Source organism: Saccharopolyspora mangrovi (genome assembly GCF_035320975.1).
GTDB lineage: Bacteria > Actinomycetota > Actinomycetes > Mycobacteriales > Pseudonocardiaceae > Saccharopolyspora > Saccharopolyspora mangrovi.
Genome location: NZ_JAWLNX010000015.1, coordinates 127,246 through 151,709 on the forward strand (window position 1 = coordinate 127,246; position 24,464 = coordinate 151,709).

The window sequence follows — 24,464 nt, forward strand, 5'->3', positions numbered from 1 at the left end:
GCCTGCCTGGGGCACGGGGCGTCCGGCTGATTCGTTTCGACGGTCGCTCAGGTGGCCGGGCGCCGGTTCGATGGGTGATGGGGGATTCATCGCACCGGCGCCGGCGTCACCGTTCAGGAGGGGGACCAAGAGGGCGGTCGCTTGTGGGGAGCGGCCGTCCTTCTCCCGTTTTCAGGGGACTTGCAGGAGCGGTCTGCCGCAGGTGGTCCTGCCGAGCTGGTCGAGGCACTGCTCGGCCGTCAGCTGGCCGTGGGCCGCGGTGTGGGCGTCGCGGAACCTGCGTTCCACACCGTAGTCCTCGCGGAAGGCGTGCTGGCCGCACACCTTGATGCCCAGTTCCGCCACCTGGATGGCGTTCTCGGCGCTGAGGGCCCGCGCTTCCAGCAGCCGTTGCAGGCCGTCGGCGTACCGGTGGGCCTGGACGGCGTCGGTGAGCACCAGGTCGCCGGTGTCGACCTTCATCCGCATGCGCGCCAGGTCGGCCCGGACCTCCGGTTGCCGGGTGGGCGGGTCCTGCCAGCGCGACCAGGACGGTTGCGGGCCGGTGACGCACTCGACGCTGCGCGCCAGCACCGACTGCATCAGGCCCAGCGCCAGCGCGGCCTGCAGCGCGCAGACCCACGGGGTGATCACCTCGATGAGGGCCTGCGCTGTTGCGCCGTCGGCGCCGATCACTGCGGATTCGGGCACGCGCACGGGATCTGCGGTGATCGTGGCGGTGGCGCTGCCGCGCAGCCCCACCGCCTCGGCGGTCGCGGGCACGCACAGCCCGGGCGCGTGGGCCGGGACCAGCCACAGCGACAGGCCGCCGCCCGCACCGGCGGGCGGGCTCGACCAGACGTAGCTGTCGGCTTCACCGGCGGCGGCGACCCAGTTCTTGCGCGCCGTCAGGGCGATCACTCCCCCGCCGCGTTCGGCCCGCCCACCGGGCACCAGCCCGGGGTTGCCGGTCTCGGCCAGGGCCAGGGTGCTGAGGTGGTGCCCGGTGGCGATGGCGCGCAGCAGGTCGGGTTCCGCGTGCCGGGCCAGGACCGCGGTGGCGGCGTAGTGGGAGGCCAGCACCGCTGCGGTGGAGGCGCAGACGCGGGCGAGGCGTTTGATCACCTCCACGGCTTCGCCGAGGTCGTGACCAGCGCCGCCGTGGCGCGTCGGCAGCGTCAGGCCCAGCAGTCCCGCGCGGGCGAGGGCGTCGACGTTCTGGCGCGGGAAGCGCCCTCGGTCGTCGACCTGCCGGGCGTGCGGCTCGATGGTGGTGCGCAGGACGCGGTCGAGGGCGTCCCGGTGGTTGCGGGCCGTCATGTCCGGCCCCGGGCCGGGCCCGCCGCTGGTGGGCGGCGGACCCGGCTGGTGCGGTCGAGCATGCTCACTCCCGTGGTGTCGGCACGGCCGCGGCGGGTTCGCGCGGGGTGACGCGTTGGCCGAGCAGGTCGCCGAGGGCGTTGACGGTGCGCAGCGTGGGGGCGTCGGCGCCCACCAGGTCGGCGAGTTCGACGACCGCGGTGAGCATCGCCGCCAGTTCCAGGGGTTTTCCCTTCTCCAGGTCTTGCAGGGTGGAGGTCTTGTGCTCGCCGGTGCGTTCGGCACCGGCCAGCCGGCGTTCGACGGCGATGTCGGGATGGCAGCCCAGGGCGGCCGCGATCTCGAGGGTTTCGCGCATCAGGGAGGCCACGACCTCCCGGACGTCGGGGTGCCGGCACATCCCGGCGAGGGTGGCGCCGGTGAGCGCGCTGATCGGGTTGAAGGCGACGTTGCCCATCAGCTTGATCCAGATGTCGCGTCGGATGTCGTCCTCGACCGGGCACTTCAGGCCACCGGCGATCATGGCGTCGCTGAACTCGCGGCAGCGCTGGGAATCGCTGCCGTCGGGTTCGCCGATGGAGAAGCGGGTTCCTTCCAGGTGCCGCACCACTCCGGGGGCGTCGAGTTCGGTGGCGGCGTAGACGACGCAGCCGATGGCGCGGTGCGGCGGCAGGACCCGGGTGACGGCACCGCCGGGGTCGACGGTGCTGACGCGGTGGTTCTCGTGGGGGCCGCGCAGTCCGTGGAAGTACCACCACGGAATGCCGTTCTGCGCGGCGATGATCGAGGTGTCCTCCTTGAGCAGGGGGTGGACGAGTGGTCCGCAGGTGGCGTAGGAGTAGGCCTTGAGGCCGAGGATGACGTGATCGACCGGGCCGATCTCGCCCGGATCGTCGGTGGCGTGCGGCTTGACCTGGAAGTCCCCTCGGAGGCTGATCACCTGCACGCCGCGGGCGCGCAGCGCGGTCAGGTTGTCCCCTCGGGCTATCAGGCTCACGTCCGCTCCCGCCCGATGCAGGCAGGCACCCATGTACGCGCCGATGGCACCGGCGCCGACAACAGCGACTCTCACCATTGATCTCCGCTCTGGTCATGCGGGCCAAGCGTGGGTGTCGGTGCATTCAGTATACAGTATGTGAATCCAACGGCAAACTTTTCGCCCTCCCCCGCCGCCACTCGCCACCGCGAAATGCCCTTCCACCAGGGAGAACGTGGCACGTTCAGTCCACACTGGACACCGGTGCTGCGTCCCGACTACTCGGCTCGGGCTATGGACACCCGCCCTTCGCTGCGGTATCCCTGAAACACACCTCATACGGTATGCAGTATGTCGACGACCGTGGACGCGTCTTTTCAAAGGGGATGAGCGCAGATGGCCCAGGCATCCGACAACGCAGGCGAACCCGAGCAGATCTCCGGCGGTCACCTCGTCGCCAAGGCGCTCAAGGCCGAAGGCGTGGACACGATCTTCACCCTCTGCGGTGGCCACATCATCGACATCTACGACGGCTGCGTCGACGAGGGCATCGACGTCATCGACGTGCGCCACGAGCAGGTCGCCGCCCACGCCGCCGACGGCTACTCCCGCATCACCGGCAAACCCGGGTGCGCGGTGGTGACCGCGGGCCCGGGCACCACCGACGCGGTCACCGGTGTCGCCAACGCCTTCCGCGCCGAGAGCCCCATGCTGCTCATCGGCGGGCAAGGTGCGCTGTCACAGCACAAGATGGGCTCGCTGCAGGACCTGCCGCACGTGGACATGATGAACCCGATCACCAAGTTCGCCGCGACCGTCCCGCACACCGAACGCGCCGCCGACATGGTCTCGATGGCCTTCCGCGAGTGCTACCACGGCTCCCCCGGCCCGTCGTTCCTGGAGATCCCGCGCGACGTGCTCGACGCCAAGGTGCCGGTGGCCGGGGCCCGCATCCCGCAGTCGGGCGGCTACCGCGCCAGCACCCGCTCGGCCGGCGACCCCGACGCCGTGCAGAAGCTGGCGGACCTGCTGGTCAAGGCCGAGAAGCCGTGCATCCTGCTGGGGAGCCAGACCTGGACCTGCCGAGCCACGGACTCGGCGGTGAAGCTGGTCCGCGAGCTGAACGTGCCCGCTTTCTGCAACGGTGCCGGCCGGGGCACGCTTCCGCCCGCGGACCCGCTGCACTTCCAGCTGGCGCGGCGCTACGCCTTCCAGAACTCGGACCTGATCATCATCCTGGGCACGCCCTTCGACTTCCGGATGGGCTACGGCAAGCGCCTGTCCGCCGAGGCGACCGTGGTCCAGATCGACCTGGACTACCGCACCGTCGGCCGCAACCGCGACATCGACCTGGGCATCGTCGGCGACGCCGACGCGGTGCTCACCGCCCTGTCGCAGGCCGCATCCGGGCGCACCGACAACGGTGCCAGCCGCCGCAAGGCGTGGGTGCAGGAACTGCGCGAGGTGGAGAACGCCGCTCTGCAGAAGCGCCTGCCGCGCCAGCACTCCGACGCCTCCCCCATCGACCCCTACCGGCTGGTGCACGAGATCAACGAGTTCCTCACCGAGGACTCGATCTACATCGGCGACGGCGGCGACATCGTCACCTTCTCCGGCCAGGTCATCCAGCCCAAGTCCCCGGGCCACTGGATGGACCCCGGGCCGCTGGGAACCCTCGGCGTCGGCGTGCCGTTCGCGATGGCCGCCAAGAAGGCCCGCCCCGACAAGGAAGTGGTGTGCCTGTTCGGCGACGGCGCGTTCAGCCTCACCGGCTGGGACTTCGAGACGATGGTGCGCTTCGACCTGCCGTTCATCGGCATCGTCGGCAACAACTCCTCGATGAACCAGATCCGCTACGGCCAGATCGCCAAGTACGGCGAGGACCGCGGCCGGGTCGGCAACACCCTCGGCGACATCTCCTACAGCAAGTTCGCGCAGATGCTCGGCGGCTACGGCGAAGAGGTCGACGACCCCGCCGACATCGCCCCCGCGCTGCAGCGCGCCCGCGAGTCCGGCAAGCCGTCGTTGATCAACGTCTGGGTCGACCCCGAGGTCTACGCCCCGGGAACCATGAACCAGACCATGTACAAGTGAAAACCCGGAAACTGGGCTTCCTCTGCGTTGCGGTGCCAGTAGCGGAACCTCAGAGCCCTTCTCAGTCCGGGATCCCCGACTTATGCATGCCAATGCACGGCGTCGGGGCTGTCCTCCCGAGAAGTGCTCTGAGAACCCGCGGCGGTGCCAGTTGCGAGAGTCGACCAAGCGGCTTCGCCGCTTCAAAGGCAAAGAGGTGTCAGTCATGAGTGCATTGGAAGGTGTGCGCGTCCTGGACATGACCCACGTCCAGTCCGGGCCGTCGGCGACGCAGATCCTGGCCTGGCTCGGGGCCGACGTGGTCAAGCTCGAGGCACCCACCGGAGACATCACCCGCAAGCAGCTGCGCGACGTCGACGACGCCGACAGCCTCTACTTCACGATGCTCAACTGCAACAAGCGCAGCATCACGCTGAACATGAAGTCCGAGGCGGGCAAGGAGATCTTCACCAAGCTGGTGGCCGAGTCCGACGTGCTGGTGGAGAACTTCGGCCCCGGCACCGTGGACCGGATGGGATTCACCTGGGAGAAGCTGCGCGAGATCAACCCCAAGCTGGTCTACGCCTCCATCAAGGGATTCGGCGACGGCCCCTACACCCACTTCAAGGCCTACGAGGTGGTCGCCCAGGCGATGGGCGGGTCGATGTCGACCACCGGTTTCGAGGACGGTCCGCCGCTGGCCACCGGCGCGCAGATCGGTGACTCCGGAACCGGGATCCACACCGTGGCCGGCATCCTCGCCGCCCTGCTGCAGCGCGAGCGCACCGGGGAGGGCCAGCGGGTGTCGGTGGCGATGCAGCACGCGGTGCTCAACCTGTGCCGGGTCAAGCTGCGCGACCAGCAGCGGCTGGCGCACGGTCCGCTGCGCGAGTACCCCAACGCCGAGTTCGGCGACGAGGTCCCGCGGTCGGGCAACGCCTCCGGCGGTGGCCAGCCCGGATGGGCGGTGCGCTGCAAGCCGGGCGGCGAGAACGACTACATCTACGTCATCGTGCAGCCGCAGGGCTGGGCGCCGATCGCCAACCTCATCGGCAGGCCGGAGCTGGTCGACGACCCGGACTGGGCAACCCCGGAAGCCCGTCTGTCCAAACTGGACAAGATGTTCAGCATGATCGAGGAATGGACGCTCGGGCACGACAAGTGGACCGTGCTGGCCGCGCTCAACGAGCACAACGTGCCGTGCGGCCCGATCCTGTCGACCAAGGAGATCATCGAGGACTCCTCGCTGGCCGACAACGACATGATCGTCAGCGTCGATCACCCCGAGCGCGGCGAGTTCAAGACGGTCGGCTGCCCGATCAAGCTCTCCGACTCCCCCGTGCAGGTCCAGCGCTCTCCCCTGCTCGGCGAGCACACCGCCGAGGTCTTCCGGGAACGGCTGGGCATCGACGAGTCCGAACTGGCCGACCTCAAGGCGAACGGAGTGATCTGAAGTGGCATACGACGGTGCCCGCGTGCGGGAGGTGCTCGACGCGGTGCGGTCCGAGGGCCGGGCGGCGCTGACCGCGCCGGAGGCCAAGCAGCTGTGCGACGCCTACGGCATCCCCACCGCCGGGGAAGGTCTGGCCACCAGCTCCGACGAGGCGGTGGCGCTGGCCGCCGAGTTCGACGGGCCGGTGGCGTTGAAGATCGTCTCGCCGGACATCCTGCACAAGACCGACGCCGGGTGCGTGCTCGTCGACGTCAGCGGCGCCGACGACGTGCGGGCCGGCTACGAGCGGATCCTGTCCAACGCCCACGCCCACACCGAGAACCCGGCCATCGCCGGGGTGCAGGTGCAGCAGATGGTCAGCGGCCAGGAGGTGATCGTCGGTGCCACCACCGATCCCACCTTCGGCAAGGTGGTGGCCTTCGGGCTCGGCGGCGTGCTGGTGGAGGTGCTCAAGGACGTCACCTTCCGGCTGGCTCCGCTGAGCGCGGACCAGGCGCGGGCGATGCTCGACGACATCGCCGCGGCCGAGGTGCTGCGCGGCGCCCGAGGCGCCGAGCCGGTGGACGCCGAGGCGCTCGCCGACGTGCTGCGCCGGGTGTCGGAGCTGGTCAGCGACTTCCCGGAGATCGCGGAGCTGGACCTCAACCCGGTGTTCGCGACGGCCTCGGGCGCGACGGCTGCGGACGTGCGGATCGTGCTGCAGACCGAGGAGCCGGTGGCGGTGCCGCAGCGCTCGCCGGAGGAGATCCTGGAGTCGATGCGGCGGCTGATGACGCCGAGCAGCGTGGCGGTGATCGGGGCCTCCAACGAGGAGGGCAAGATCGGCAACTCGGTGATGAAGAACCTGATCAACGGCGGCTACGCGGGCGAGATCCACCCGATCAACCCCAAGGCCGACGAGATCATGGGCCGCACGGCGTTCAAGAGCATCACCGAGGTGCCGGGGCCGGTGGACGTCGCGGTGTTCACGGTGCCGGCGAAGTTCGTGGCCTCCGCGCTGGAGGAGTGCGGCGCCAAGGGCGTGGCGGCGGCGGTGCTGATCCCCTCGGGGTTCGCCGAGACCGGCAACCACGAGCTGCAGGAGGAGGTCGTCGCGGTCGCCCGCGAGCACGGGATCCGGCTGCTCGGCCCGAACATCTACGGCTACTACTACACGCCGCAGAACCTGTGCGCGACGTTCTGCACGCCCTACGACGTGCGCGGCGGGGTGGCGCTGACCTCGCAGAGCGGCGGCATCGGCATGGCCATCCTGGGCTTCTCGCGGACCACGAAGATGGGCGTGTCGGCCATCGTGGGCCTGGGCAACAAGTCCGATGTGGACGAAGATGACCTGCTGACGTTCTTCGAGCACGACGACAACACCAACGTCGTGGCCATGCACCTGGAAGACCTCAAGGACGGACGCGCGTTCGTCGACGCCGCCAAGAGCATCACCAAGAAGAAGCCGGTGGTGGTGCTCAAGGCCGGGCGCACCGACATGGGCGCGCGAGCGGCCAGCTCGCACACCGGGGCGCTGGCCGGCAACGACAAGGTCTACGACGACATCCTGCGCCAGTCGGGCGTGGTGCGGGCACCGGGGCTCAACGAGATGCTGGAGTACGCGCGCGGCCTCCCGGTGCTGCCGACTCCGCAGGGCGAGAACGTCGTGATCATCACCGGCGCCGGCGGGTCCGGGGTGCTGCTGTCGGACGCCTGCGTGGCCAACGGGGTGACGCTGATGGACATCCCGCCGGACCTCGACGAGGAGTTCCGGCGCTACATCCCGCCGTTCGGCGCGGCGGGCAACCCGGTCGACATCACCGGTGGCGAGCCGCCGAGCACCTACGAGGCCACCATCCGGCTCGGGTTGCGCGACCCGCGGATCCACTCGCTGATCCTGGGTTACTGGCACACCATAGTCACGCCACCGATGGTGTTCGCCGAACTGGCTTCCCGCGTGGCCGAGGAGGCGCGCGCGGAAGGGATCGACAAGCCGATCGTGGTGTCGCTGGCCGGCGACACCGAGGTGGAGAAGGCGGCGGACTACCTGTTCGACCACGGCATCGTCGCCTTCCCCTACACCACCGAGAAACCCGTCGCGGTCCTGGGCGCCAAGTACCAGTGGGCCCGCTCCGCAGGACTCCTCGGCTGATCGGCTCCGGGCCCCGGGGCGAGGACTGCGGTGTTCGTCAGTGCGAGAACTGCGGTTCTCGCCCCGGGGCCCGGTGAGCACTCCCCACGGAAGGTCCAACAATGGACAAGGAGGTCCGATGTGGACGCTGAGAAGGCGCCCGGGAGAGACGATCAAGAACCGGTATTAGAAGGGGACGGCAGGGTTTGGCGCGCGGGCGGGCTGGAGCCGATGCCCATCCGCAAGTTGCCCGACGCACCGCCGTCCATCCACCTGCTCGGCCCCACCGTGTTCCTCGTGGCGCTCGGTGTGGGCATGGGCGAGTCCTACATGTGGCCCCGGCTGGTGCTGATCTTCGGCCCGGAGATCCGCTGGCTGTTCCTGATCGGGGTCACGCTGCAGGCCGTGGTCATGCTGGAGATGGCGCGCTACGCGATGGCCACCGGGGAGAGCATCTTCTCCGGTGCGGCGCGCGTGGCGAAACCGGTCATGTGGTTCTTCTTCATCACCGCCATCGCCGTCTACATCTGGCCCGGTCACCTCTCGGCGGGCGCGGCGGCGCTGGAGCAGATCACCGGAATACCCTGGTACGTCTCGGGATGCGTCGGTCTGCTGCTGGTCGGGGTCATCTTCACGATGGCCAAGGTGATCTACAGCCTGCTGGAGAACGTCCTGTCGATCCTGATCGGCCTGCTGGTGGTCGGCACCGCGGTGATCGCCTCGCTGGTGGGCAGCCTGCAGGACCTGACCAGCACGATCGCCGGGATGTTCCACTTCGGGTACTTCCCGGAGGCGGCGATGTCGCCGGAGTGGTTCCCGGTCGTGGTCGGCGCGATCGCCTTCGCGGGCCCGTCGGGCATGCAGCAGATGTGGTACACGCTGCACCTGCGCGATTCGGGTGCCGGCATGGGTTCGCACATCCCCCGCATCCGCGGCCTCAGGCACGCGGGCGAGGAGGAGGCCATGCCTTCGCGCGGGTTCATGTTCGACACCGACGACCCGGCCGAGCTGGCCAAGTGGAAGGGCTGGCGCCGCTGGGTCACCTTCGACGCGCTGCTGCTGTTCTGGGGCGTGACGATGCTGGTGACGATCTCGTTCACGGTGCTGGCCCAGGCCGCGTCGCGGGAGAACCCGGACGTGAAGTCGCTGATCGAGACCGGCGAGCGGGAAGCGGCGCTGTCGGCGATGTCCGATGCGTTCTCCTCGGCGGGGTCACCGGTGCTGGGCACGGTGTTCCTCGGGTTCATCGCCTTGATCGGGCTCAACGCGACGCTGGGCCTGTTCGACTCGTTCTCCCGGGGCCAGGCCGACATGACCTACAACTTCGTGCCCGGGGCGAAGCGGTTCGGGATCTCGCGCCTGTACGCCGCGTTCCTGTGGGGCGTGATCATCTTCGGGATCCTGATCCTGCTGTTCGGACCGGCCGACGGGCCGAGCGCGATCCTGGACATCCTCGCGTTCCTGTCCACCTTCGCGATGGGCGCCTACTGCGTGGTGCTGCTGCTGGTGAACAACCGGATGCTGCCCAAGCCCATCCGGCCGAGGTGGTGGTCCAACCTGATCATCGGGCTGGGCGCGGTGTTCTACCTCGGGATGCTGTTCTATAGCCTGGTGAAGTTCGGCGTGGTCGTGAGCTGAGATGACCGAGACGACGAGGATCACCGCGCCGGGTTTGGTCATCGGCGGCGTCGCGGGGTTGTTCACGGCGCTGTTCATGCTGGTCGCCGGGGCGCCGCCGGGCTGGGCGGTGACCGGCGGGCTGATGCTGGCGGTGCCGCTGGCGGCGTTCGGGGCCGGCTGCAGCGCGCTGCGGCTGCGCGGGGTGTTCCGCGGCGGGGCGTTCGCGCCCATCGCCCTGTACTGGCTGATCGCGTTCCCGCTGGCGCGGCTGGTGCAGGAGGTGGGCACCAGGCTGGTGGTGGACGAGAGCTTCTCGCTGCCGCCGCAGCCGGTTTCGTTCCTGGCCTACCAGGCGCTGATCAGCGTCGGGTTCGCGATCGGGTTCGTGTGGGTGCAGGAGCGGCTGGTGCGGGGTGGTGCCGGGACATGAGCGCACCGGGCACCACCACCGGCGATCAGCTGTGCGCGTCGACGAGTCGCCCCTCGTCGTCGTGCTTCGGCTCGGGCCGCGCGCCTCCGCGCCGGTCGTGCTGACGAGCCGATCGGATCGCGGCGGACGTGGCCAGTCCCAGCATGCGCCCGTCCGCCGCGTATCCACGCGGCATGCGTTCGAAATGGCGCAGGATGGTTCCGATGATCCGCATTGTCCTCACCTCCTCCCATCATCGTTCTGTGCATACAGTATGCCGCCGATCTGTCCGGTTGGCGAAGTCCTTGTGAGCAGCAACACCTCACCCCGCAGACGAAGCTGGTGATGTCGATGCGCGAGCAACCGGCGATGATCGGGCTGCACACCCCGCGGCTGGAGGTGCGCGACCACCACGGCCGCCGCTACCGCGTCGGCGAGCAGCCGCGCGAGCTCACCGGCCGCTCGCGCGCGAGCACGCTGTGGGCCTGCTGGCTTCCGATGCTGCTGGTCGGAGCCATGCAGTACGCCTTCGGCGCGGCGATCCCCGACCTGTTGGCCGCCGGCCACGACCTGGCCGGGCTGTGCTGGACGCTGGCCGGCTGGACCGTCCTGCAAGCAGGCGCCGGTTATCCCGCCGCGGTGCTGCGCCAGCACGGCCGGATCGGACCGCGAGCCATGCTGATCACCGGCGGCGTGCTGTGCGCGGCCGGGGCCTTCAGCCTCGGGCAGGGCGTGACCACCGGGTACTGGCTGCTCGGCGGGACCGGTGCGGGCCTGGTCTACGCGGTGTGCACCTCCACCACCGAGAAGTGGTTCCCGGAGAACTCCGCCGCGCGCGTCGGTGTGGTCACCGGCGCGTTCGCCTACGGCGCCACGCCTTTCGTCCTGCTGCTCGGCCTGGCGCCCGGCCACGTCGAGGCGGAGCTGAGCGCCTTCGCCGCCGTCCTGCTCGTCGCCGTGGCCGGGTGCGGGCTGCTGGTGGCCGACCCGCCTCGGCACTGGTGGCCGGCGCACGTCGACCACCGCCGCTGGGCGCGGGCGAATCCGCCCGCCGCGCGCGAGTTCTCGGCCGCCGAGGCCCTGCGGACCCCGGCGTTGCCGGTGCTGGCGGCGTGCCTGTTCTGCGCGGCGGCGGTGTCGCTGTTCGACGCGGCGTTCCTGGCGCTGCTGGCCGCTCCGCTGTCCCCGACCGCGGCGCTCGCGTTGTTCGTGGCCACCAACGGCGCGGGCCGGGCCGTGGCGATCCCGGCCTCGCACCGGCTGGGGCGGCGCCGCGCGCTGCGCTGGGTGATGGCCGTGCAGGCCCTGGGCCAGGTCCTGCTGCTGATCGCCATCACGCAGGGCTCGCCCGGGTGGCTGCTGGCCGGCGCGACGGTGGCCGGGGCCGGTGGTGGCGCGTTCTACCCGTTGTTCGCGGCGCTGGCGCGGGAGTGCTTCGGGCAGCGCCGCAGCATCGAGGTGCACGGGCTGGTCTACAGCGCGAAGGCGGTCAGCGGGGTGGTCGGGATCGGGCTCGGCTGGGCGGCGCTGGCGGCCTGGGGCGCGCCGGTGGCGCTGGCGCTGGCGGTCGTGCTGTCACTGGGCTCGGCGGTGCTGTCCGGACTGCTGCGCAGGCCCGGGTTCCCGAAAACCCTTCCCACCGGCGGGCCTTGATCGGTCTAGCGACGAATGCGAAGATCCTTCCGCTTTGTTGTGGTGATCATGAGCCCGGGTCCGGGCGCTCGGGAGGGTCGGCTGGATGAGTGTCGAGGTCGATGTCATCGTTGTCGGATCCGGCATCAACGGCATGGTCGCCGCAGCCGAGCTGGCCCGGGCGGGCCGCTCGGTCCTGCTGGTCGAGCGCAACGCCCGGCTGGGCGGGTTCATCGTCTCCGAGCAGCGCACCGTTCCCGGCTACATCCACGACACCTACTCGTCGTGGCACCCGCTGTTCCTGGCAGGCCCCGCCTACGCCTCCCTCGGCGAGCAGCTACACGAGCAAGGGCTGGTCTACCGCAACACCGATTCCTGGGCGGCGGCCAGCGTCGCCGACGACGGCCGGGTGACCTTGGGGCACCGGGATCCCGCCAAGACGGTCGAAGCCTTCGAGCACGACGTCGACCGCGCGGCTTATCTGTCCATGCTGGACAGGATCGGCGAGAACATCGCCGCCATCAACGGTTTCCTCGGCGGTGAGCTGCGGTCCTGGTCGCTGCTGTGGCACGGCGCCAAGCTGATCAACAGCGGCGGGGTGCGCGGCGCCGAGGGCTGGTTGCGGCAGCTGGCCACCAGCGGCCGGGCCTTCACCCGGCGCGAGTTCCGCGGCCGCGAGGTCGACCACCTCTTCACGCCGTGGCTGCTGCACGCCGGGCTGGGTCCCGACCACGCCTTTGGCGGCCTGATGACCGGACTGCTCGCGGCCGGGCTGCACGGCGCCGGTCTGCCCGTGGTGGAAGGCGGCGCGGACAAGTTCGTGGCCGCGTTCTCCAAGCTGATGGACTCGCTGGGCGTTCAGGTGCGCACCGACACCGAGGTCGAGCGGATCCTGGTCGACAACGGCCGCGCGATCGGCGTGGTCGCCGGCGGCCGCGTCCTGCGCGCCCGCACGGGCGTGCTGGCCTCCGTCGCGCCCTCGGCGCTCTACGGACGGCTGCTGCCGCCGAGCGCCGTGACACCGCACCTGGTGCGCCAGGCCGCGCAGTTCCGCTACGGGCGGGCGGCGATGCAGATCCACGTCGCGCTGTCGGCGCCGCTGACGTGGCGCGACGAGCGGCTGGCGGAGTTCCCGATCGTGCACCTCACCGATGGGTCGGCCAGCACCGGCATCGCCTGCGCCGAGGCCGAAGCGGGCCTGCTGCCGCGCCGCCCCACCGTGGTCGTGGGGCGGCAGTACCTCCTGGACGAGACCCGGGTGCCCAAGGGCGCGGCGTCGCTGTGGCTGCAGCTGCAGGAACTGCCGTTCCACCCCACCGGCGACTCCGCCGGGGAGCTCGACACCAGCCAGGGCTGGACCCGCGAGCTCGCCGAGGGCTACGCGCGCCGGGTCTTCGACCGGCTCGACGCCCACGCGCCCGGTGTGCACGACCTGGTGTGCGCGGTCGACATCATCACCCCGCCCGAGCTCACCGCCCACAACCCCAGCACCGCACAGGGCGACCCGTACGGCGGCAGCACCGAGCTCGACCAGAACTACCTGTGGCGGCCACTGCCCGCCGCCGGCAACCACGCCACCCCGATCCCCGGCCTGTGGCACATCGGCTCCGCCACCCACCCGGGCCCGGGCATGGGTGGCGGTTCGGGTTACGCGGCGGCAAACGCCGTCCTCAAGCGCAGCCGCTGAGGTCTCCTCGCGGTGATGCCCTCCCGGGTCGGGGGCCGTTCTCGAACCGTCCGTGATCGAGAACCCCTTCGCGCCCGGGCATTTCGGGCAAGAACTGCCGCTCGGCAACGTCACGCGCTCGTTCACATCAACGCGGAGCCCGTGCCCGCTACCGCGGGAGCGACGCCTGTCCGGCGCGTTTTCGGAGGGCGGAATCACGTTGTTGATCGCTTTCATGGATTCACCCAAGAAAAACGGGAATGTGGCTGGGAATTTTCGGATCAACCGACAAAAGCCACTTCCACCGCAGGTCATGCGACATCTGTTAGCGTTTCCCCACGGATCCGGAGCCCATTCGTCCTTGACTCGACCAGGGGCCCGAATTATGGTCCAGACCACTAACTGATTCGGCGAATCCCCTTCCGCGACAGGAATTCGAACAGTCGGCACCCACCATCGGCGCCGCTGTTCGGAATCGATTCACACTGCCGCGAATTCCCCCGAAGGAGCTGACAATGCCCAATCGCAAGATCTCCGCAGCCATCGTCGGTGCCGCCGTCGCACCGTTCCTGATCGCGATCCCCGCCGGGACCGCCAGCGCCCACGGCTACGTCGACGCGCCGCCGAGCCGCCAGGCCCAGTGCGCCGCGGGCACCGTGCAGTGCGGCTCGATCACCTGGGAACCGCAGAGCGTCGAAGGCCCCAAGGGCCTCAAGAGCTGCAGCGGCGGCAACGAGAGCTTCGCCGAGCTCGACGACGACTCCAAGGGCTGGACCGCCACCCCGGTCGGCACCCAGGCCACCTTCAACTGGAAGCTGACCGCCGCCCACAAGACCGCCACCTGGGAGTACTACATCGGCGACAAGCTGGTGGGCTCGTTCGACCAGGGTGGCCAGCAGCCGCCGCAGCAGCTGTCGCACAACGTCGACCTGTCCGGCTTCTCCGGCCCGCAGAAGGTGCTCGCGGTGTGGAACGTCGCCGACACCGCCAACGCCTTCTACGCCTGCATCGACGTCAACGTCGGCGCGATCAAGTAAGCAGCACCGAGTCGACGCACCGCTCCGGCGCGCGTCACCGCAGGCGGGCCCGGTCCCCGACACGCCGGGCCCGCCTTCTCGCACCTCGACCACAGTGGACACCGACCGAGTTTCCCCCACCGCGCATGTGGTGTATCCAGGGTCGGTGACCGAGTTGGTGCTGGGCCCGCTGCTGCGCTACGTCGACCGGAACCGGGCGACCGTGTGGGTGGAGACCGACGGTCCCTGCACCGTCGAGGTCCTCGACTCCGCCGAGGACACCTTCCACGTCGGCGGCCACCACTACGCCCTGCTCACCGTGCGAGCCACCGGCCCCACGCCCTACCAGGTCCGGCTGGACGGACGCGTGGTCTGGCCCGAACCCGGTTTCACCCCCAGCGTGATCCGCCCCGTCACCGCCACCGACCGTCTCACCGCGCTGTTCGGCTCCTGCCACTTCGACCGCCCCGCGTCGGGGCGCGACCGGCTCGGCCCCGACGCGCTGACCGCCACCGCCGCCCGCCTCGCCGGAACCCCCGAGGACGAGCGACCCGACGTGCTCCTGCTGCTCGGCGACCAGGTCTACGCCGACCAGCCCACCACCCACGTGCTCCGGGAACTGGCCGCCCACCGCGACCTGCACCGCCCGCCCGGCGGCGAGGTCGCCAACTTCGAGGAGTACACGCGCCTGTACCGGCACGCCTGGCAGGACCCGCCGGTGCGCTGGCTGCTGTCGACGCTGCCCAGCATGATGATCTTCGACGACCACGACGTGCGCGACGACTGGAACACCTCGCGGGCCTGGCGCACGGCGATGTCCGGCCAGGCCTGGTGGCGCGAACGCCTGCTGGGCGGGCTGATGGCCTACTGGATCTACCAGCACATCGGCAACCTCTCCCCCGACGAGCTCGAAGCCGATCCGGTCTTCCGCGAGGTGCGCGAGGTCGGCAGGCACGGCGACGCGCTGCCGGTGCTGCGCGAGATGGCCGCTATCGCCGACCGCGAGGAGCGCGGTCGGAAAGGCGTGCGCTGGAGCTACTTCCGCGATCTCGGCGGCGTGCGGCTGGTCGTGCTCGACACCCGCTGCGGCCGGATCCTGGAGACGGACGACCGCGCCATGCTCTCGAAGACCGATTTCACCTGGCTGACCGAGGTCGCCGCCGCCGACCGGCGGCACCTGGCGCTGGCGTCGTCGCTGCCCTGGCTGCTGCCGCCCGCCATCCACCACCTGCAGTCGTGGAACGAACACGCCTGCTCCGGAGGTCACGCGGCACTCGCCGAGAAGGTCCGCCAGGCCGGCGATCTGGAGCACTGGGCCGCTTTCCGCGATTCCTTCGACCGGCTCGCCGGTCTCATCGGCGACCGCGCGGCCGGGCCCGGCGCGCCCACCACGATCAGCGTCCTGTCCGGCGACGTCCACCACAGCTACTTCGCCGAGGCCGACTACCCGCGTCCGCTGAACTCCCGCATCACCCAGCTGACCTGCTCACCGCTGCACAACCAGGCGCCGAGAGCGCTGCGCGGACCGCTGCACGCGGCCTGGTCGAGCGCCCCGTCGCGGCTGCTGCACCGGATGGCGCTGCGCGCCGGGGTGCCACCGCTACCGCTGGACTGGCGCCGCACCGACGGGCCGTTCTTCGGCAACGCCATCGCTCAGCTCGACTACCGCGGCGACCACGCCCAGGTGACCCTCTGGGAAGCCACCTCCGACGACGAGCTGCAGGAGTCCTGCATCCGCCGCCTGACCTAGACCAGGAAGGAGAACAGGGGTGAACCGGGCGAGACCTGCTCGATCTGCAGAGGCGATTCCTTCATCCGCGTCAGCAGGTCGTCGAGGTCGTCGGCGTTGTCGAGTTCGATGCCGACCAGCGCCGGACCGGTCTCGCGGTTGTTCTTCTTGACGTACTCGAAGGCCACGATGTCCTGCCCGTCGACGAGCACGTCGTCGAGGAAGTGCCGCAGCGCACCGGGTTCCTGCGGGAACGTCACCAGGAAGTAGTGCCGCAGGCCCTCGTGCAGCAGGGAGCGCTCGACGATCTCGCCGTAGCGGCTGAGGTCGTTGTTGCCGCCGGAGACCACGCACACCACCGGGCCGCGCGGAGTGCGCTCCAGCATCCGGGAGGCGGCGCTGGCCAGCGCTCCTGCGGGCTCGGCGATGATGCCCTCGGTCTGGTAGAGCTCGATCATCTCGGTGCACACCGCGCCTTCGGGCACGGCGACGAGCTCGTCGACCAGTTCCCGCGCCACCTCGTAGCCGAGGTCGCCGACGCGGCCGACGGCGGCACCGTCGACGAAGGTGTCCACGGCGGGCAGCTTCACCGGCGCACCTTCGTCGAACGCCGCCCGCATGCTCGCCGCCCCCGCGGGTTCGGCGCCCACGACGCGGATCTCCGGGAAGTGCTCCTTGAGCCACAGCACGATGCCGGCGAGCAGTCCGCCACCGCCCACGGGAACGATCACGGTGTCGATCGGACCGTCGTGCTGCTCGGCGATCTCCAAGCCCACGGTGCCCTGACCTGCGATGGTGCGCGGGTCGTCGAACGGGTGGACGTAGACCGCGCCGGTCTCCTCCGAATCGGCCTTGGACGCTGCGCTGGCCTCGTCGAACGAGGAACCGGCGATGATCGGATCGACCCACTCGCCACCGATGGAGGCGATCCGCTTGCGCTTCTGCCGGGGCGTGTTGGCCGGCAGGTACACCCGGCCCTTGATCCGCAGCTCCCGGCAGGCGAAGGCCAGACCCTGCGCGTGGTTGCCCGCGCTGGCGCACACGACGCCGCGCTCGCGCTCGTCGGCGTCGAGTCCGGAGATCAGGTTGTAGGCACCGCGCACCTTGTAGGAGCGGCAGACCTGCAGATCCTCGCGCTTGAGGCGCACCGGGACCCCCAGCTCCGCGCTCAGGCGGCTGCTGGTTTCCAGCGGCGTGCGCCGGACCACCTGCCGAAGACGGGTGCCGGCCCGGAAGATCGCGGCGGGACTGAGCTCAACGGACACCAGATGATACTAAAGCCGCAGGTGAATCCAGAGGTCGCCGGGTGGCTCAGCTCTCAGGCGGATGCTGCCGCCACACGGCACCAGGGACAGCACCACGCCGATGGGCGCGATCTGCAGCAGCCCCCGGACCAGGACCCGCAGCACCCAGGTCCGGCAGGTCGCGTCGTGCAGCACCCAGTCCCGGTACCGCTCGGGCAACCGTCCCCCGTACTGGTGGAACACCCACCGAAGCGGCCCGGGACGAATCATCGGGCAAGCATAGGACCCGCAGGACCACCGTCTGGCGGACGCTGACATCCCCACCGTTCGCGGAGTGGTGATCTCAGGTGTTCGAGCTGCGAACCTGGGGCAACCCCCTGGTCAAAGCGAAGGACCCAGAGATGTTCAACGTGGAGAAAGTAAAGCTGGCCGGTGCTGGTGTGGAGCTTCCCCGGATGTTCCCCATCGAGCAGCGCTTCGCCGCCGAGTCGGTCGAGGACCTCGAAGGCACCATCCGCTCGCAGGTCGCCGAGCACGACCGCGCCCGCCCGGTCAGCGGCAAGCGGATCGCGGTGACGGTCGGCAGCCGGGGCATCGCCCAGCTGGATCGGATCGTGATCGCCCTGGTGGGGGCGCTGGCCGAGCACGGGGCGAAGCCGTTCGTGGTGCCCGCGATGGGCAGTCACGGCGGAGGCACCGCGGAGGGGCAGCGGCAGGTGCTGGCCGAGTACGGGGTCACCGAGGAGACCGTCGGCGCTCCGGTCATCTCGTCGATGGAGACGGTGGTGATCACCGAGCTGCCCGATGGCACGCCGGTGCACTTCGACGCGGAGGCGGCGCAGGCCGACAGCGTGGTGGTGCTGGGCAGGGTCAAGCCGCACACGGACTTCCGGGGCAGCCACGAGAGCGGCCTGGCGAAGATGATCGGGATCGGGCTGGGCAAGCACAAGGGCGCGGCGACGTTGCACCGGCACGGGTTCGAGAAGTTCGACACCTTGATCCCGGAGGTCGCGCAGGCAGCACTGGCGGTGGCGCCGTTCGAGTTCGGCGTGGCGGTGGTGGAGAACGCCTACGAGAACATCGCCCGGCTGGAGCTGGTCCCGACGGAGCGGATGCTGGAGCGCGAGGCGGAGCTGCTGGCGGAGGCGAAGTCGCTGATGCCGAAACTGCTGATGTCGGACATCGACGTGCTGGTGGTCGATGAGATCGGCAAGGACATCAGCGGTGCGGGCATGGACCCGAACATCACGGGCCGGGCCCCGGTCAACGCCGACAAGTTCCACGCCACACCGGTGAAGCGGATCGTGGTGCTGGGGCTGACCGAGCACACCAACGGCAACGCCTGCGGTCTGGGCCTGGCGGACGTGACGACGCAGGGGTGCGTGGACCAGATCGAGTTCGGGTCGTTCTACACCAACTCGCTGACCTCGGGTGTTCCGGATGGTGCTCGGATCCCGATGGCGCTGGCCAACGACCGGGACGCGATCGTGGCGGCCCTGCACCTCACCCGCGGCCCGCAGGAAAGCCCGGCGAAGGTGGTGCGCATCCGCAACACGCTGTCGATGCCGCGGGTGGAGGTCTCCGAGGCCTACGCCCAGGAGGTCGCCGAGCACCCGGACATGACGGCGCTGGGCGATCCGCACGACTGGGACTTCGACACCGACGGCCGCCTCCCCAAGCTCCCACCCATCCACTGACCCGTCCCCTCCCGGCCGGGGCACCCGCGCACCGGATTCCCGCTGAGATCAGGGTTCTGATTTCCATTGAAATCGTGGACCCGATTTCCATTGAAGTCGTGGCTCCGAGCTCTGCGGGCATCTGTGGTGGCGGTGCCGCGGCCGGGTTGGCTTTGATTTCGGTCGGCACTGACGGGATAGCTGCAAATTACATGTGCCTGGGGCGTGCGGTGGGCGGATAGAATTCTGGGGAACTCCCCCACAGCACTCGACCCGGCGGCTCCGCCGGTGCGTGGAAGGCGAGGGCCGGACGATGCAACTTCCGCTGACCACCGACCGGCTCGTGGTCCGGGACTGGACCACCGAGGACCCCGACGTGCAGGCCGCGCTGGACCTCTACGGCAGACCCGAGGTCACCGAGTGGCTCACCCCGGTGATCTCCAGCGTCGCCGACCTGGCCGCGATGCGAGCGGTCGTGCACTCCTGGACCGAATCGCAGCCCAACCTGGTCCCGCCGACGGGCCGCTTCGCGATGGTGCGCCGCGAGGACTCGCAGGTGATGGGCGGGCTGGTGCTGCGCATGCTGCCGCCCCACGACCACGACCTGGAGCTGACCTGGCAGCTGCGGCCCGCCGAGTGGGGGCACGGCTACGCCACCGAGGCCGCGATCGCGCTGCTGCACTGGGCCTTCACCTTCGACATCGACGAGATCTTCGCGCTGGCCAGGCCGGACAACACGCGCGCGATCGCCACCGCGCAGCGCATCGGCATGGAGTGGGTCGGCGAGACCACGAAGTACTACGACACGTCGCTGCAGGTCTACCGGGTGCGCCAGAGCGACCTGCCGGATGTTCCCGGCGCGGGCCGGACCGAGGACTGACCAGGCGCCATCACGTTGGGTGTCGAAATCGGCCGCGATCGAGTGATCAGAACAGGCCCGACTAGCGGTTTCGGGATGTAATCCTGGAGGCGTCGATCGAGCGCCGACCAGGGGCGCACCCGACGGAGGAACCTTGCCAACGCCACGCGACAGGAATCCGGTCCCGCCTCGGCGCCCCCGAGGGCGACCGCCGGCCCAGCCGGTTCCGCAGCGTCGACGCCGCAAGCCGATCGGGCCCAAGGTCATCGCCACCATCATGTCCCTGGTGGTGCTGCTGGTGACCGGTTACGGCTGGAGCAACTACCGGCACCTGCTCAACGGCCTGGCCACCAGCGATGTCGCCGAGGGCGGCGGCGCGGACGGCGCGGTGGACATCCTGCTGGTGGGGATGGACAGCCGCACCGACGCGCACGGGAACCCGCTGCCGGAGAACGTGCTGCGCGAACTGCACGCGGGCTCCAACGAAGGGTCGCTGACCGACACGGTCATCATGCTGCACATCCCCAACGACGGGACCAGCGCGGTCGGCTTCTCCTTCCCCCGCGACTCCTACGTGTCGATTCCCGGCCAGGGAAACCACAAGATCAACTCCGCTTACGGGCGGGGCAAGGAAGCCGAGGTCGTCAGCCAGCAGCAGCGCGGCGTCTCCGACCCGGCCGCGCTGGAGCGGGCGGGCAACGACGCGGGCCGCAAGCTGCTGCTGCGCACCGTCGAGAACCTCACCGGCACCTCCATCGACCACTACGCCGAGGTCAACCTGCTGGGCTTCGCCAAGATCACCGAATCCGTCGGCGGCGTCCCGGTGTGCTTGAACTCCGACACCAGCGACACCTACTCCGGTGCGGACTTCAAGGCGGGACCGCAGTCCATCGCGGGACCGGACGCGCTGGCGTTCGTCCGCCAGCGCCACGGCCTGCCGCGCGGCGACCTCGACCGCGTGGTGCGCCAGCAGGCGTTCCTGGCCGGTCTCGCGCAGACCGCGCTCTCCGGTGGGGTGCTGGCCAACCCGAACAAGCTGCGGGACCTGATCAACTCGGTGCAGGACTCGGTCGTGCTGGACCTGGGCGACGACTCCGACGTGCTGGACTTCGCCGAGCGGCTGCGCGGGCTGGCGGCCGGGGCGATCAAGTTCAACACCATCCCGATCGAGGACGCCGCCTACGACACGCCCGACGGCGAAGCGCTCAAGGTCAATCCGCGCGACGTCAAAGAGGCGGTGCGCGCGGCGTCGCAGCCACCGGGCGCTCCGAGCTCTCCCGCTGCGCAGCCACCGCCTACCTCGGCCTCGCAGGAAGCGGTGGCCACCCGGGTCGACGTGCTCAACGGCACCCGCACCTCCGGCCTGGCCTCGAAGGTGCAGGACCAGCTCTCCGGTCAGGGCATCGAGGTCGGCACCGTCGGCAACACCAGCAAGCGCAGCTCCTCGGTGGTGCGCTACGGGCCGGGGGCGGACGCGGCCGGCCAGGAGGTGGCTTCGCTGCTGGGCGGGATGCCGACCGAGTCCGACTCGTCGCTGTCCTCCGGCCGGGTCCAGGTGATCATCGGCTCGGACTACGACGGGCCCTCCGGTCCGCGCTTCTCCCCCGGCGGCGCCCTGGCGCTGGACGGGTCCGCGCGGCAGCAGGACCCGGAGGTGCCCTCGCAGGACTCGATCAGCGCGGCGGGGATCCCCTGCGTGAACTGAGGAACCGGGTGAGGTGGCCGAGGGTGTCCTCGGGAGCTTCTTCGGCGAGGTAGTGGCCGCAGTCCAGCTGGTGCCCCGATGCCTTCGGCGCCCAGGCGCGCCAGATCGCCAGCGGGTCGGGTTCGCGCCCGACCGGCCCGCCACCACCCCACAGCGCGAGGGTCGGGCAGTCGATCGTGGTGCCCCGGTCGTGCTCGTCATCGGCGACGTCGATGCTCGCGCCCGCGCGGTAGTCCTGGCCCATGGCGCGCACGACCTCCGGGCGCCGCCACGCCGCGCGGTAGTGCGCCACGGCCTCGGGGTCGAAGATCCCTGCCGGGCGGAGGAATCCGGTGAAGAACGCGTCCGGGTCGGCGGCGATGAGGCGTTCCGGGACGTCGGGTTGGGCCAGGAAGAACCAGTGCCAGGCACCGAGGGCGAACGTGGCGTCCACGCGGGCGAAGACGTCGGCGGTGGGCAGGATGTCCAGCACGGCCAGCGCGGTCACGACCTGCGGGTGGTCGAGCGCCATGCGGTAGGCGCAGCGCGCTCCCCGGTCGTGGCCGACGACTGCGAAGCGGTCGTGGCCCAGGGCTTCCATCGCCTCGACCAGCTCCGCGGCCATCGCGCGCTTGCTCAGCGAGGCGCCCGGGGCGGCGGTGCTGTCGCCGTAGCCGGGCAGGTCGGCGAGCACGACGGTGCGGGTGGCGGCCAGGTGCGGTGCGATCCGGTGCCACATCGCCGAGGTCTGCGGCCAGCCGTGCAGCAGCAGCACCGGCGGGCCGGACCCGCCCACCCGGGCCCGGATCCTTGCGCCGGAGCCGGTGGGCAGGTCGTGCGGCCGGAAGTCGTCGAGCATCAACGGATTCCGTACCACGCCGCGGCGTTGCCGCGCAGCACCGCGTCGCGTTCGGCGTCGGTGAGCGCGGCGAGCAGGCGCCCTCCCCCGCTGCCGTGGTCGTGCGGGTGGTCGCTGGCGTGCATCAGCAGCGTCCCCGGGCCGAGCAGGTCGAGGGCTTCGCGGACCTGCACCGGGTCCTGCGGCAGGTGGGCGGGTCCGGTGGTCAGCCGCACGTGGTCGGCGATCACCTCGCCGGAGCGGCGGTTGACCCAGGGGACTTCGCGCCACACGCCCTTCCAGTCCTTGTCGAAGCGCCACAGCAGGGGCGGCAGCCACGAGAAGCCGCACTCCAGCAGCGACACCCGCAGCTCCGGCAGCTGCGCGAACACGCCCTCGGCGAGCAGGCTGACCAGCTGCGCCTGCACGATGCTCTGCGAGTTGCCGAGATAGTCCTCCAAGTAGGTGTGGGTGAACCCGCTGGAGGTCATGGCGTTGCCGACCCGTCCCCACGCGTGCAGGCCCACCACCAGGCCCTTCTCGGCGGCAGCGCGCAGCAGCGGGCGGTGCCGGACGTTGCCCCACGGCTGGTCTCCGCGCACCGGCAGCAGCACCTGCACGATGCCCGGGTGCTCGCCGATGCGCTCGATCTCGGCCACGGCGGCCTCGGTGTGCAGGGTGGGCACGACCATGCTCGCGCGCAGCCGGTCGTCGGCGTCGAGCCAGTGCTCGATGAGCCAGTCGTTGATGGCGCGGGTCAGGGCCGCCTCGTAGTAGGGGTTGCGGTTGCAGCCGAACGACGTGGTGCAGTTGAGGATCGCCGTGCCCGGGTCCAGTTGGGCGCGCAGGTCGGCGAGGGTGTGCGGCGGCACCGATCCGGCTTCGCGCGCCTGCGGGGTGGCGGTGGTCGGCGCCAGCGGCGGGTACGCGCCGCCTTGGGCGTGGTTGATGCGCTGGGTCCCGTCGCGCAGGTACCCGCGCCAGTAGTCATCGAGGTAGGGCTCCAGGTCGGCGAAACCACCTGGGGCGCAGTGCACGTCGGTGTCGATCACGTCGGTGCGGGCCGGGGCGCTCATCGGGCCTCCTGCTGTCGTTGCGGGAGCCCGTACAGCCGGCAGGCGTTGGCGCCCATGACCTGCTCGCGGATGGCCGCGGGCAGCAGCCGGGGCGCCATGCGCGGGGAGTCGAAGTCCCAGTGCGGGTAGTCGGAGGCGAACATGATGCGGTCGTTCATGCCGATGTGCCGCAGCGCGGTCTCCAGGTGCGCGGGATCCGCGGGTTCTTCGATGGGCTGGGTGGTGAACCAGAAGTGCTCGCGGATGTACTCCGAGGGCGGTTTGCGCAGGTGCGGGACGTCTTCGCGGAGCTGGGACCACGCCTCGTCCAGCGCCCACATCAGCGGTCCGGCCCAGGCGATGCCGCCTTCGACGCAGATCACCTGCAGCGTCGGGAACTCCTGGAACACGCCCTCGCAGATCATGCTCGTGATCAGCGCGGACATGGTGTTGCCGTTCCAGACGTGCTCCTCGAGGTAGAACGAGGGCCAGCCGGGCCCGCGGTGCTGTTCGAGCCCGCCGGTGTGCGCGGCGACCGGCAGACCCGCCTCGACCGCGGCGGCGTAGATCGGCCAGTACTGGCGGCGGCCGAACAGCGCCTCTCCCCCGGTCGACAGCAGCACCTGCGCGAACCTGGGATCGTGCGCGCGCCTGCGGATCTCGGCGGCGGCGAGGTCGGGTGATTCCAGCGGGACGCCGATGGAGCTGCGCAGCCGCGGTTCAGGGTCGAGCCACTCCTCGACGATCCAGTCGTTGAGGGCGCGGCACAGCGCGTCGGCGAACTCGCGGGCTTCCACGCCCCAGCTGTGCGACTGCAGCGGGATCAGCACGCCGTGGTCGACGTCGAACTCGTCGAGCAGCTGCTGGCGCACCAGGGACAGGTCGTTGCCGGGGAACCCGCCTTCGGGCCAGGAGTCGAGGCGGTAGCCGCCGTTGCTCACCCGCGGGTAGATCTCAGGCGGTCCGGGCACGCGGCTGCCGAACATCTCGAAGCGGCGGCGGTTGCGGGCGTCGAGCCGGGGCAGGATGTCTCGCGGGAGCGCCTGCGGGTGGATGTCGGAGTCGACGATCGTGCGGGCCGCGCGGTTGCGGGCCTGGTTGCGCGAAGCGACGGTGCTGGTCATC

20 protein-coding genes are annotated in these 24,464 nt (G+C 70.4%); 12 read left to right on the forward strand and 8 right to left on the reverse strand.

Going from position 1 to position 24,464, the window contains the following annotated elements:
• Positions 1–171 precede the first annotated feature (171 nt).
• Positions 172–1,299 (reverse strand): acyl-CoA dehydrogenase family protein, encoded by a 1,128-nt coding sequence (locus tag R4I43_RS21255; protein ID WP_324267422.1) that lies wholly within the window; start codon positions 1,297–1,299, stop codon positions 172–174.
• A gap of 64 nt (positions 1,300–1,363) precedes the next feature.
• Positions 1,364–2,371 (reverse strand): 2-dehydropantoate 2-reductase, encoded by a 1,008-nt coding sequence (locus R4I43_RS21260; RefSeq protein WP_324267423.1) that lies wholly within the window; start codon positions 2,369–2,371, stop codon positions 1,364–1,366.
• Between the two features lie 300 nt (positions 2,372–2,671).
• On the opposite strand from R4I43_RS21260, the gene R4I43_RS21265 reads away from it, so the two are divergent.
• From R4I43_RS21265 to R4I43_RS21285, 5 genes are all read left to right on the forward strand, one after another.
• Positions 2,672–4,369, forward strand: coding sequence for a thiamine pyrophosphate-binding protein (locus R4I43_RS21265; RefSeq protein WP_324267424.1), 1,698 nt, complete (start codon positions 2,672–2,674; stop codon positions 4,367–4,369).
• Between the two features lie 205 nt (positions 4,370–4,574).
• Positions 4,575–5,801 carry a formyl-CoA transferase gene (gene frc / locus R4I43_RS21270; protein ID WP_324267425.1) on the forward strand — a complete coding sequence of 409 codons (1,227 nt, stop codon included), beginning with the start codon at positions 4,575–4,577 and terminating at the stop codon, positions 5,799–5,801.
• A 1-nt stretch (position 5,802) separates the two neighbouring features.
• A complete protein-coding gene (locus R4I43_RS21275; RefSeq protein WP_324267426.1) occupies positions 5,803–7,932 on the forward strand; it encodes an acetate--CoA ligase family protein in 2,130 nt (709 codons plus the stop codon).
• Between the two features lie 210 nt (positions 7,933–8,142).
• Positions 8,143–9,549, forward strand: a complete 1,407-nt coding sequence (locus R4I43_RS21280) for an Nramp family divalent metal transporter (RefSeq protein WP_324267427.1) — start codon at positions 8,143–8,145, stop codon at positions 9,547–9,549.
• A 1-nt stretch (position 9,550) separates the two neighbouring features.
• A complete protein-coding gene (locus tag R4I43_RS21285) occupies positions 9,551–9,961 on the forward strand; it encodes a hypothetical protein (RefSeq protein ID WP_324267428.1) in 411 nt (136 codons plus the stop codon).
• Positions 9,962–9,986: 25 nt separating this feature from the next.
• Here the strand turns inward: R4I43_RS21285 and R4I43_RS21290 are convergent, their stop codons facing one another.
• Positions 9,987–10,175: a hypothetical protein gene (locus R4I43_RS21290; RefSeq protein ID WP_324267429.1), complete on the reverse strand. Its 189-nt coding sequence runs from the start codon at positions 10,173–10,175 to the stop codon at positions 9,987–9,989.
• A gap of 116 nt (positions 10,176–10,291) precedes the next feature.
• Between R4I43_RS21290 and R4I43_RS21295 the strand changes: the two genes are divergently transcribed.
• The 4 genes from R4I43_RS21295 (at position 10,292) to R4I43_RS21310 (ending at position 16,004) form a co-directional block, all read left to right on the forward strand.
• The gene (locus R4I43_RS21295; RefSeq protein WP_324267430.1) at positions 10,292–11,593 is read left to right on the forward strand and encodes an MFS transporter; all 1,302 of its coding nucleotides are present in this window, start codon (positions 10,292–10,294) and stop codon (positions 11,591–11,593) included.
• A gap of 85 nt (positions 11,594–11,678) precedes the next feature.
• Complete coding sequence (locus tag R4I43_RS21300) at positions 11,679–13,259, forward strand: phytoene desaturase family protein (RefSeq protein ID WP_324267431.1); 1,581 nt, start codon at positions 11,679–11,681, stop codon at positions 13,257–13,259.
• A gap of 494 nt (positions 13,260–13,753) precedes the next feature.
• A complete protein-coding gene (locus R4I43_RS21305; protein WP_324267432.1) occupies positions 13,754–14,275 on the forward strand; it encodes a lytic polysaccharide monooxygenase auxiliary activity family 9 protein in 522 nt (173 codons plus the stop codon).
• Positions 14,276–14,420: 145 nt separating this feature from the next.
• Entirely contained in the window at positions 14,421–16,004 is a 1,584-nt protein-coding gene (locus R4I43_RS21310) for an alkaline phosphatase D family protein (protein ID WP_324267433.1), read from the forward strand.
• Here R4I43_RS21310 and ilvA read toward each other — a convergent pair.
• Positions 16,001–17,251, reverse strand: coding sequence for a threonine ammonia-lyase IlvA (ilvA, locus tag R4I43_RS21315; RefSeq protein WP_324267476.1), 1,251 nt, complete (start codon positions 17,249–17,251; stop codon positions 16,001–16,003). The genes R4I43_RS21310 and ilvA overlap by 4 nt on opposite strands.
• A gap of 6 nt (positions 17,252–17,257) precedes the next feature.
• Positions 17,258–17,497: a DUF5313 family protein gene (locus R4I43_RS21320; protein WP_324267434.1), complete on the reverse strand. Its 240-nt coding sequence runs from the start codon at positions 17,495–17,497 to the stop codon at positions 17,258–17,260.
• Between the two features lie 131 nt (positions 17,498–17,628).
• Between R4I43_RS21320 and R4I43_RS21325 the strand changes: the two genes are divergently transcribed.
• The 3 genes from R4I43_RS21325 to R4I43_RS21335 all read left to right on the forward strand — a co-directional run bounded on the left by R4I43_RS21325 (position 17,629) and on the right by R4I43_RS21335 (position 21,467).
• Positions 17,629–18,924, forward strand: coding sequence for a nickel pincer cofactor-dependent isomerase, group 22 (locus tag R4I43_RS21325; RefSeq protein ID WP_324267435.1), 1,296 nt, complete (start codon positions 17,629–17,631; stop codon positions 18,922–18,924).
• 292 nt (positions 18,925–19,216) lie between these two features.
• Positions 19,217–19,783, forward strand: a complete 567-nt coding sequence (locus R4I43_RS21330; protein WP_324267436.1) for a GNAT family N-acetyltransferase — start codon at positions 19,217–19,219, stop codon at positions 19,781–19,783.
• Positions 19,784–20,039: 256 nt separating this feature from the next.
• Positions 20,040–21,467 carry an LCP family protein gene (locus R4I43_RS21335; protein WP_324267437.1) on the forward strand — a complete coding sequence of 476 codons (1,428 nt, stop codon included), beginning with the start codon at positions 20,040–20,042 and terminating at the stop codon, positions 21,465–21,467.
• On the opposite strand, the gene R4I43_RS21340 is transcribed toward R4I43_RS21335, so the two are convergent.
• From R4I43_RS21340 to R4I43_RS21350, 3 genes are read right to left on the reverse strand one after another with little or no spacing between them, the layout of a single operon-like run.
• On the reverse strand, positions 21,436–22,305 hold the full coding sequence (locus tag R4I43_RS21340; RefSeq protein ID WP_324267438.1) for an alpha/beta fold hydrolase: 870 nt from the start codon (positions 22,303–22,305) through the stop codon (positions 21,436–21,438). The genes R4I43_RS21335 and R4I43_RS21340 overlap by 32 nt on opposite strands.
• The gene (locus R4I43_RS21345; protein WP_324267439.1) at positions 22,305–23,360 is read right to left on the reverse strand and encodes an amidohydrolase family protein; all 1,056 of its coding nucleotides are present in this window, start codon (positions 23,358–23,360) and stop codon (positions 22,305–22,307) included. The genes R4I43_RS21340 and R4I43_RS21345 overlap by 1 nt, the downstream gene beginning before the upstream one ends.
• Positions 23,357–24,463, reverse strand: coding sequence for an amidohydrolase family protein (locus tag R4I43_RS21350; RefSeq protein ID WP_324267440.1), 1,107 nt, complete (start codon positions 24,461–24,463; stop codon positions 23,357–23,359). Before R4I43_RS21350 ends, R4I43_RS21345 begins: the two co-directional genes overlap by 4 nt.
• Position 24,464: the final 1 nt, after the last annotated feature.

Bases quoted from the DNA above. Each gene is read 5' to 3' on its own strand.
- R4I43_RS21255 (WP_324267422.1), bottom strand. From the start codon at position 1,299: ATGACGGCCCGCAACCACCGGGACGCCCTCGACCGCGTCCTGCGCACC.
- R4I43_RS21265 (WP_324267424.1), top strand. From the start codon at position 2,672: ATGGCCCAGGCATCCGACAACGCAGGCGAACCCGAGCAGATCTCCGGC.
- frc (WP_324267425.1), top strand. From the start codon at position 4,575: ATGAGTGCATTGGAAGGTGTGCGCGTCCTGGACATGACCCACGTCCAG.
- R4I43_RS21280 (WP_324267427.1), top strand. From the start codon at position 8,143: ATGCCCATCCGCAAGTTGCCCGACGCACCGCCGTCCATCCACCTGCTC.
- R4I43_RS21285 (WP_324267428.1), top strand. From the start codon at position 9,551: ATGACCGAGACGACGAGGATCACCGCGCCGGGTTTGGTCATCGGCGGC.
- R4I43_RS21290 (WP_324267429.1), bottom strand. From the start codon at position 10,175: ATGCGGATCATCGGAACCATCCTGCGCCATTTCGAACGCATGCCGCGT.
- R4I43_RS21295 (WP_324267430.1), top strand. From the start codon at position 10,292: ATGCGCGAGCAACCGGCGATGATCGGGCTGCACACCCCGCGGCTGGAG.
- R4I43_RS21300 (WP_324267431.1), top strand. From the start codon at position 11,679: ATGAGTGTCGAGGTCGATGTCATCGTTGTCGGATCCGGCATCAACGGC.
- R4I43_RS21305 (WP_324267432.1), top strand. From the start codon at position 13,754: ATGCCCAATCGCAAGATCTCCGCAGCCATCGTCGGTGCCGCCGTCGCA.
- R4I43_RS21320 (WP_324267434.1), bottom strand. From the start codon at position 17,497: ATGATTCGTCCCGGGCCGCTTCGGTGGGTGTTCCACCAGTACGGGGGA.
- R4I43_RS21325 (WP_324267435.1), top strand. From the start codon at position 17,629: ATGTTCAACGTGGAGAAAGTAAAGCTGGCCGGTGCTGGTGTGGAGCTT.
- R4I43_RS21330 (WP_324267436.1), top strand. From the start codon at position 19,217: ATGCAACTTCCGCTGACCACCGACCGGCTCGTGGTCCGGGACTGGACC.
- R4I43_RS21335 (WP_324267437.1), top strand. From the start codon at position 20,040: ATGTCCCTGGTGGTGCTGCTGGTGACCGGTTACGGCTGGAGCAACTAC.
- R4I43_RS21340 (WP_324267438.1), bottom strand. From the start codon at position 22,305: ATGCTCGACGACTTCCGGCCGCACGACCTGCCCACCGGCTCCGGCGCA.
- R4I43_RS21345 (WP_324267439.1), bottom strand. From the start codon at position 23,360: ATGAGCGCCCCGGCCCGCACCGACGTGATCGACACCGACGTGCACTGC.
- R4I43_RS21350 (WP_324267440.1), bottom strand. From the start codon at position 24,463: ATGACCAGCACCGTCGCTTCGCGCAACCAGGCCCGCAACCGCGCGGCC.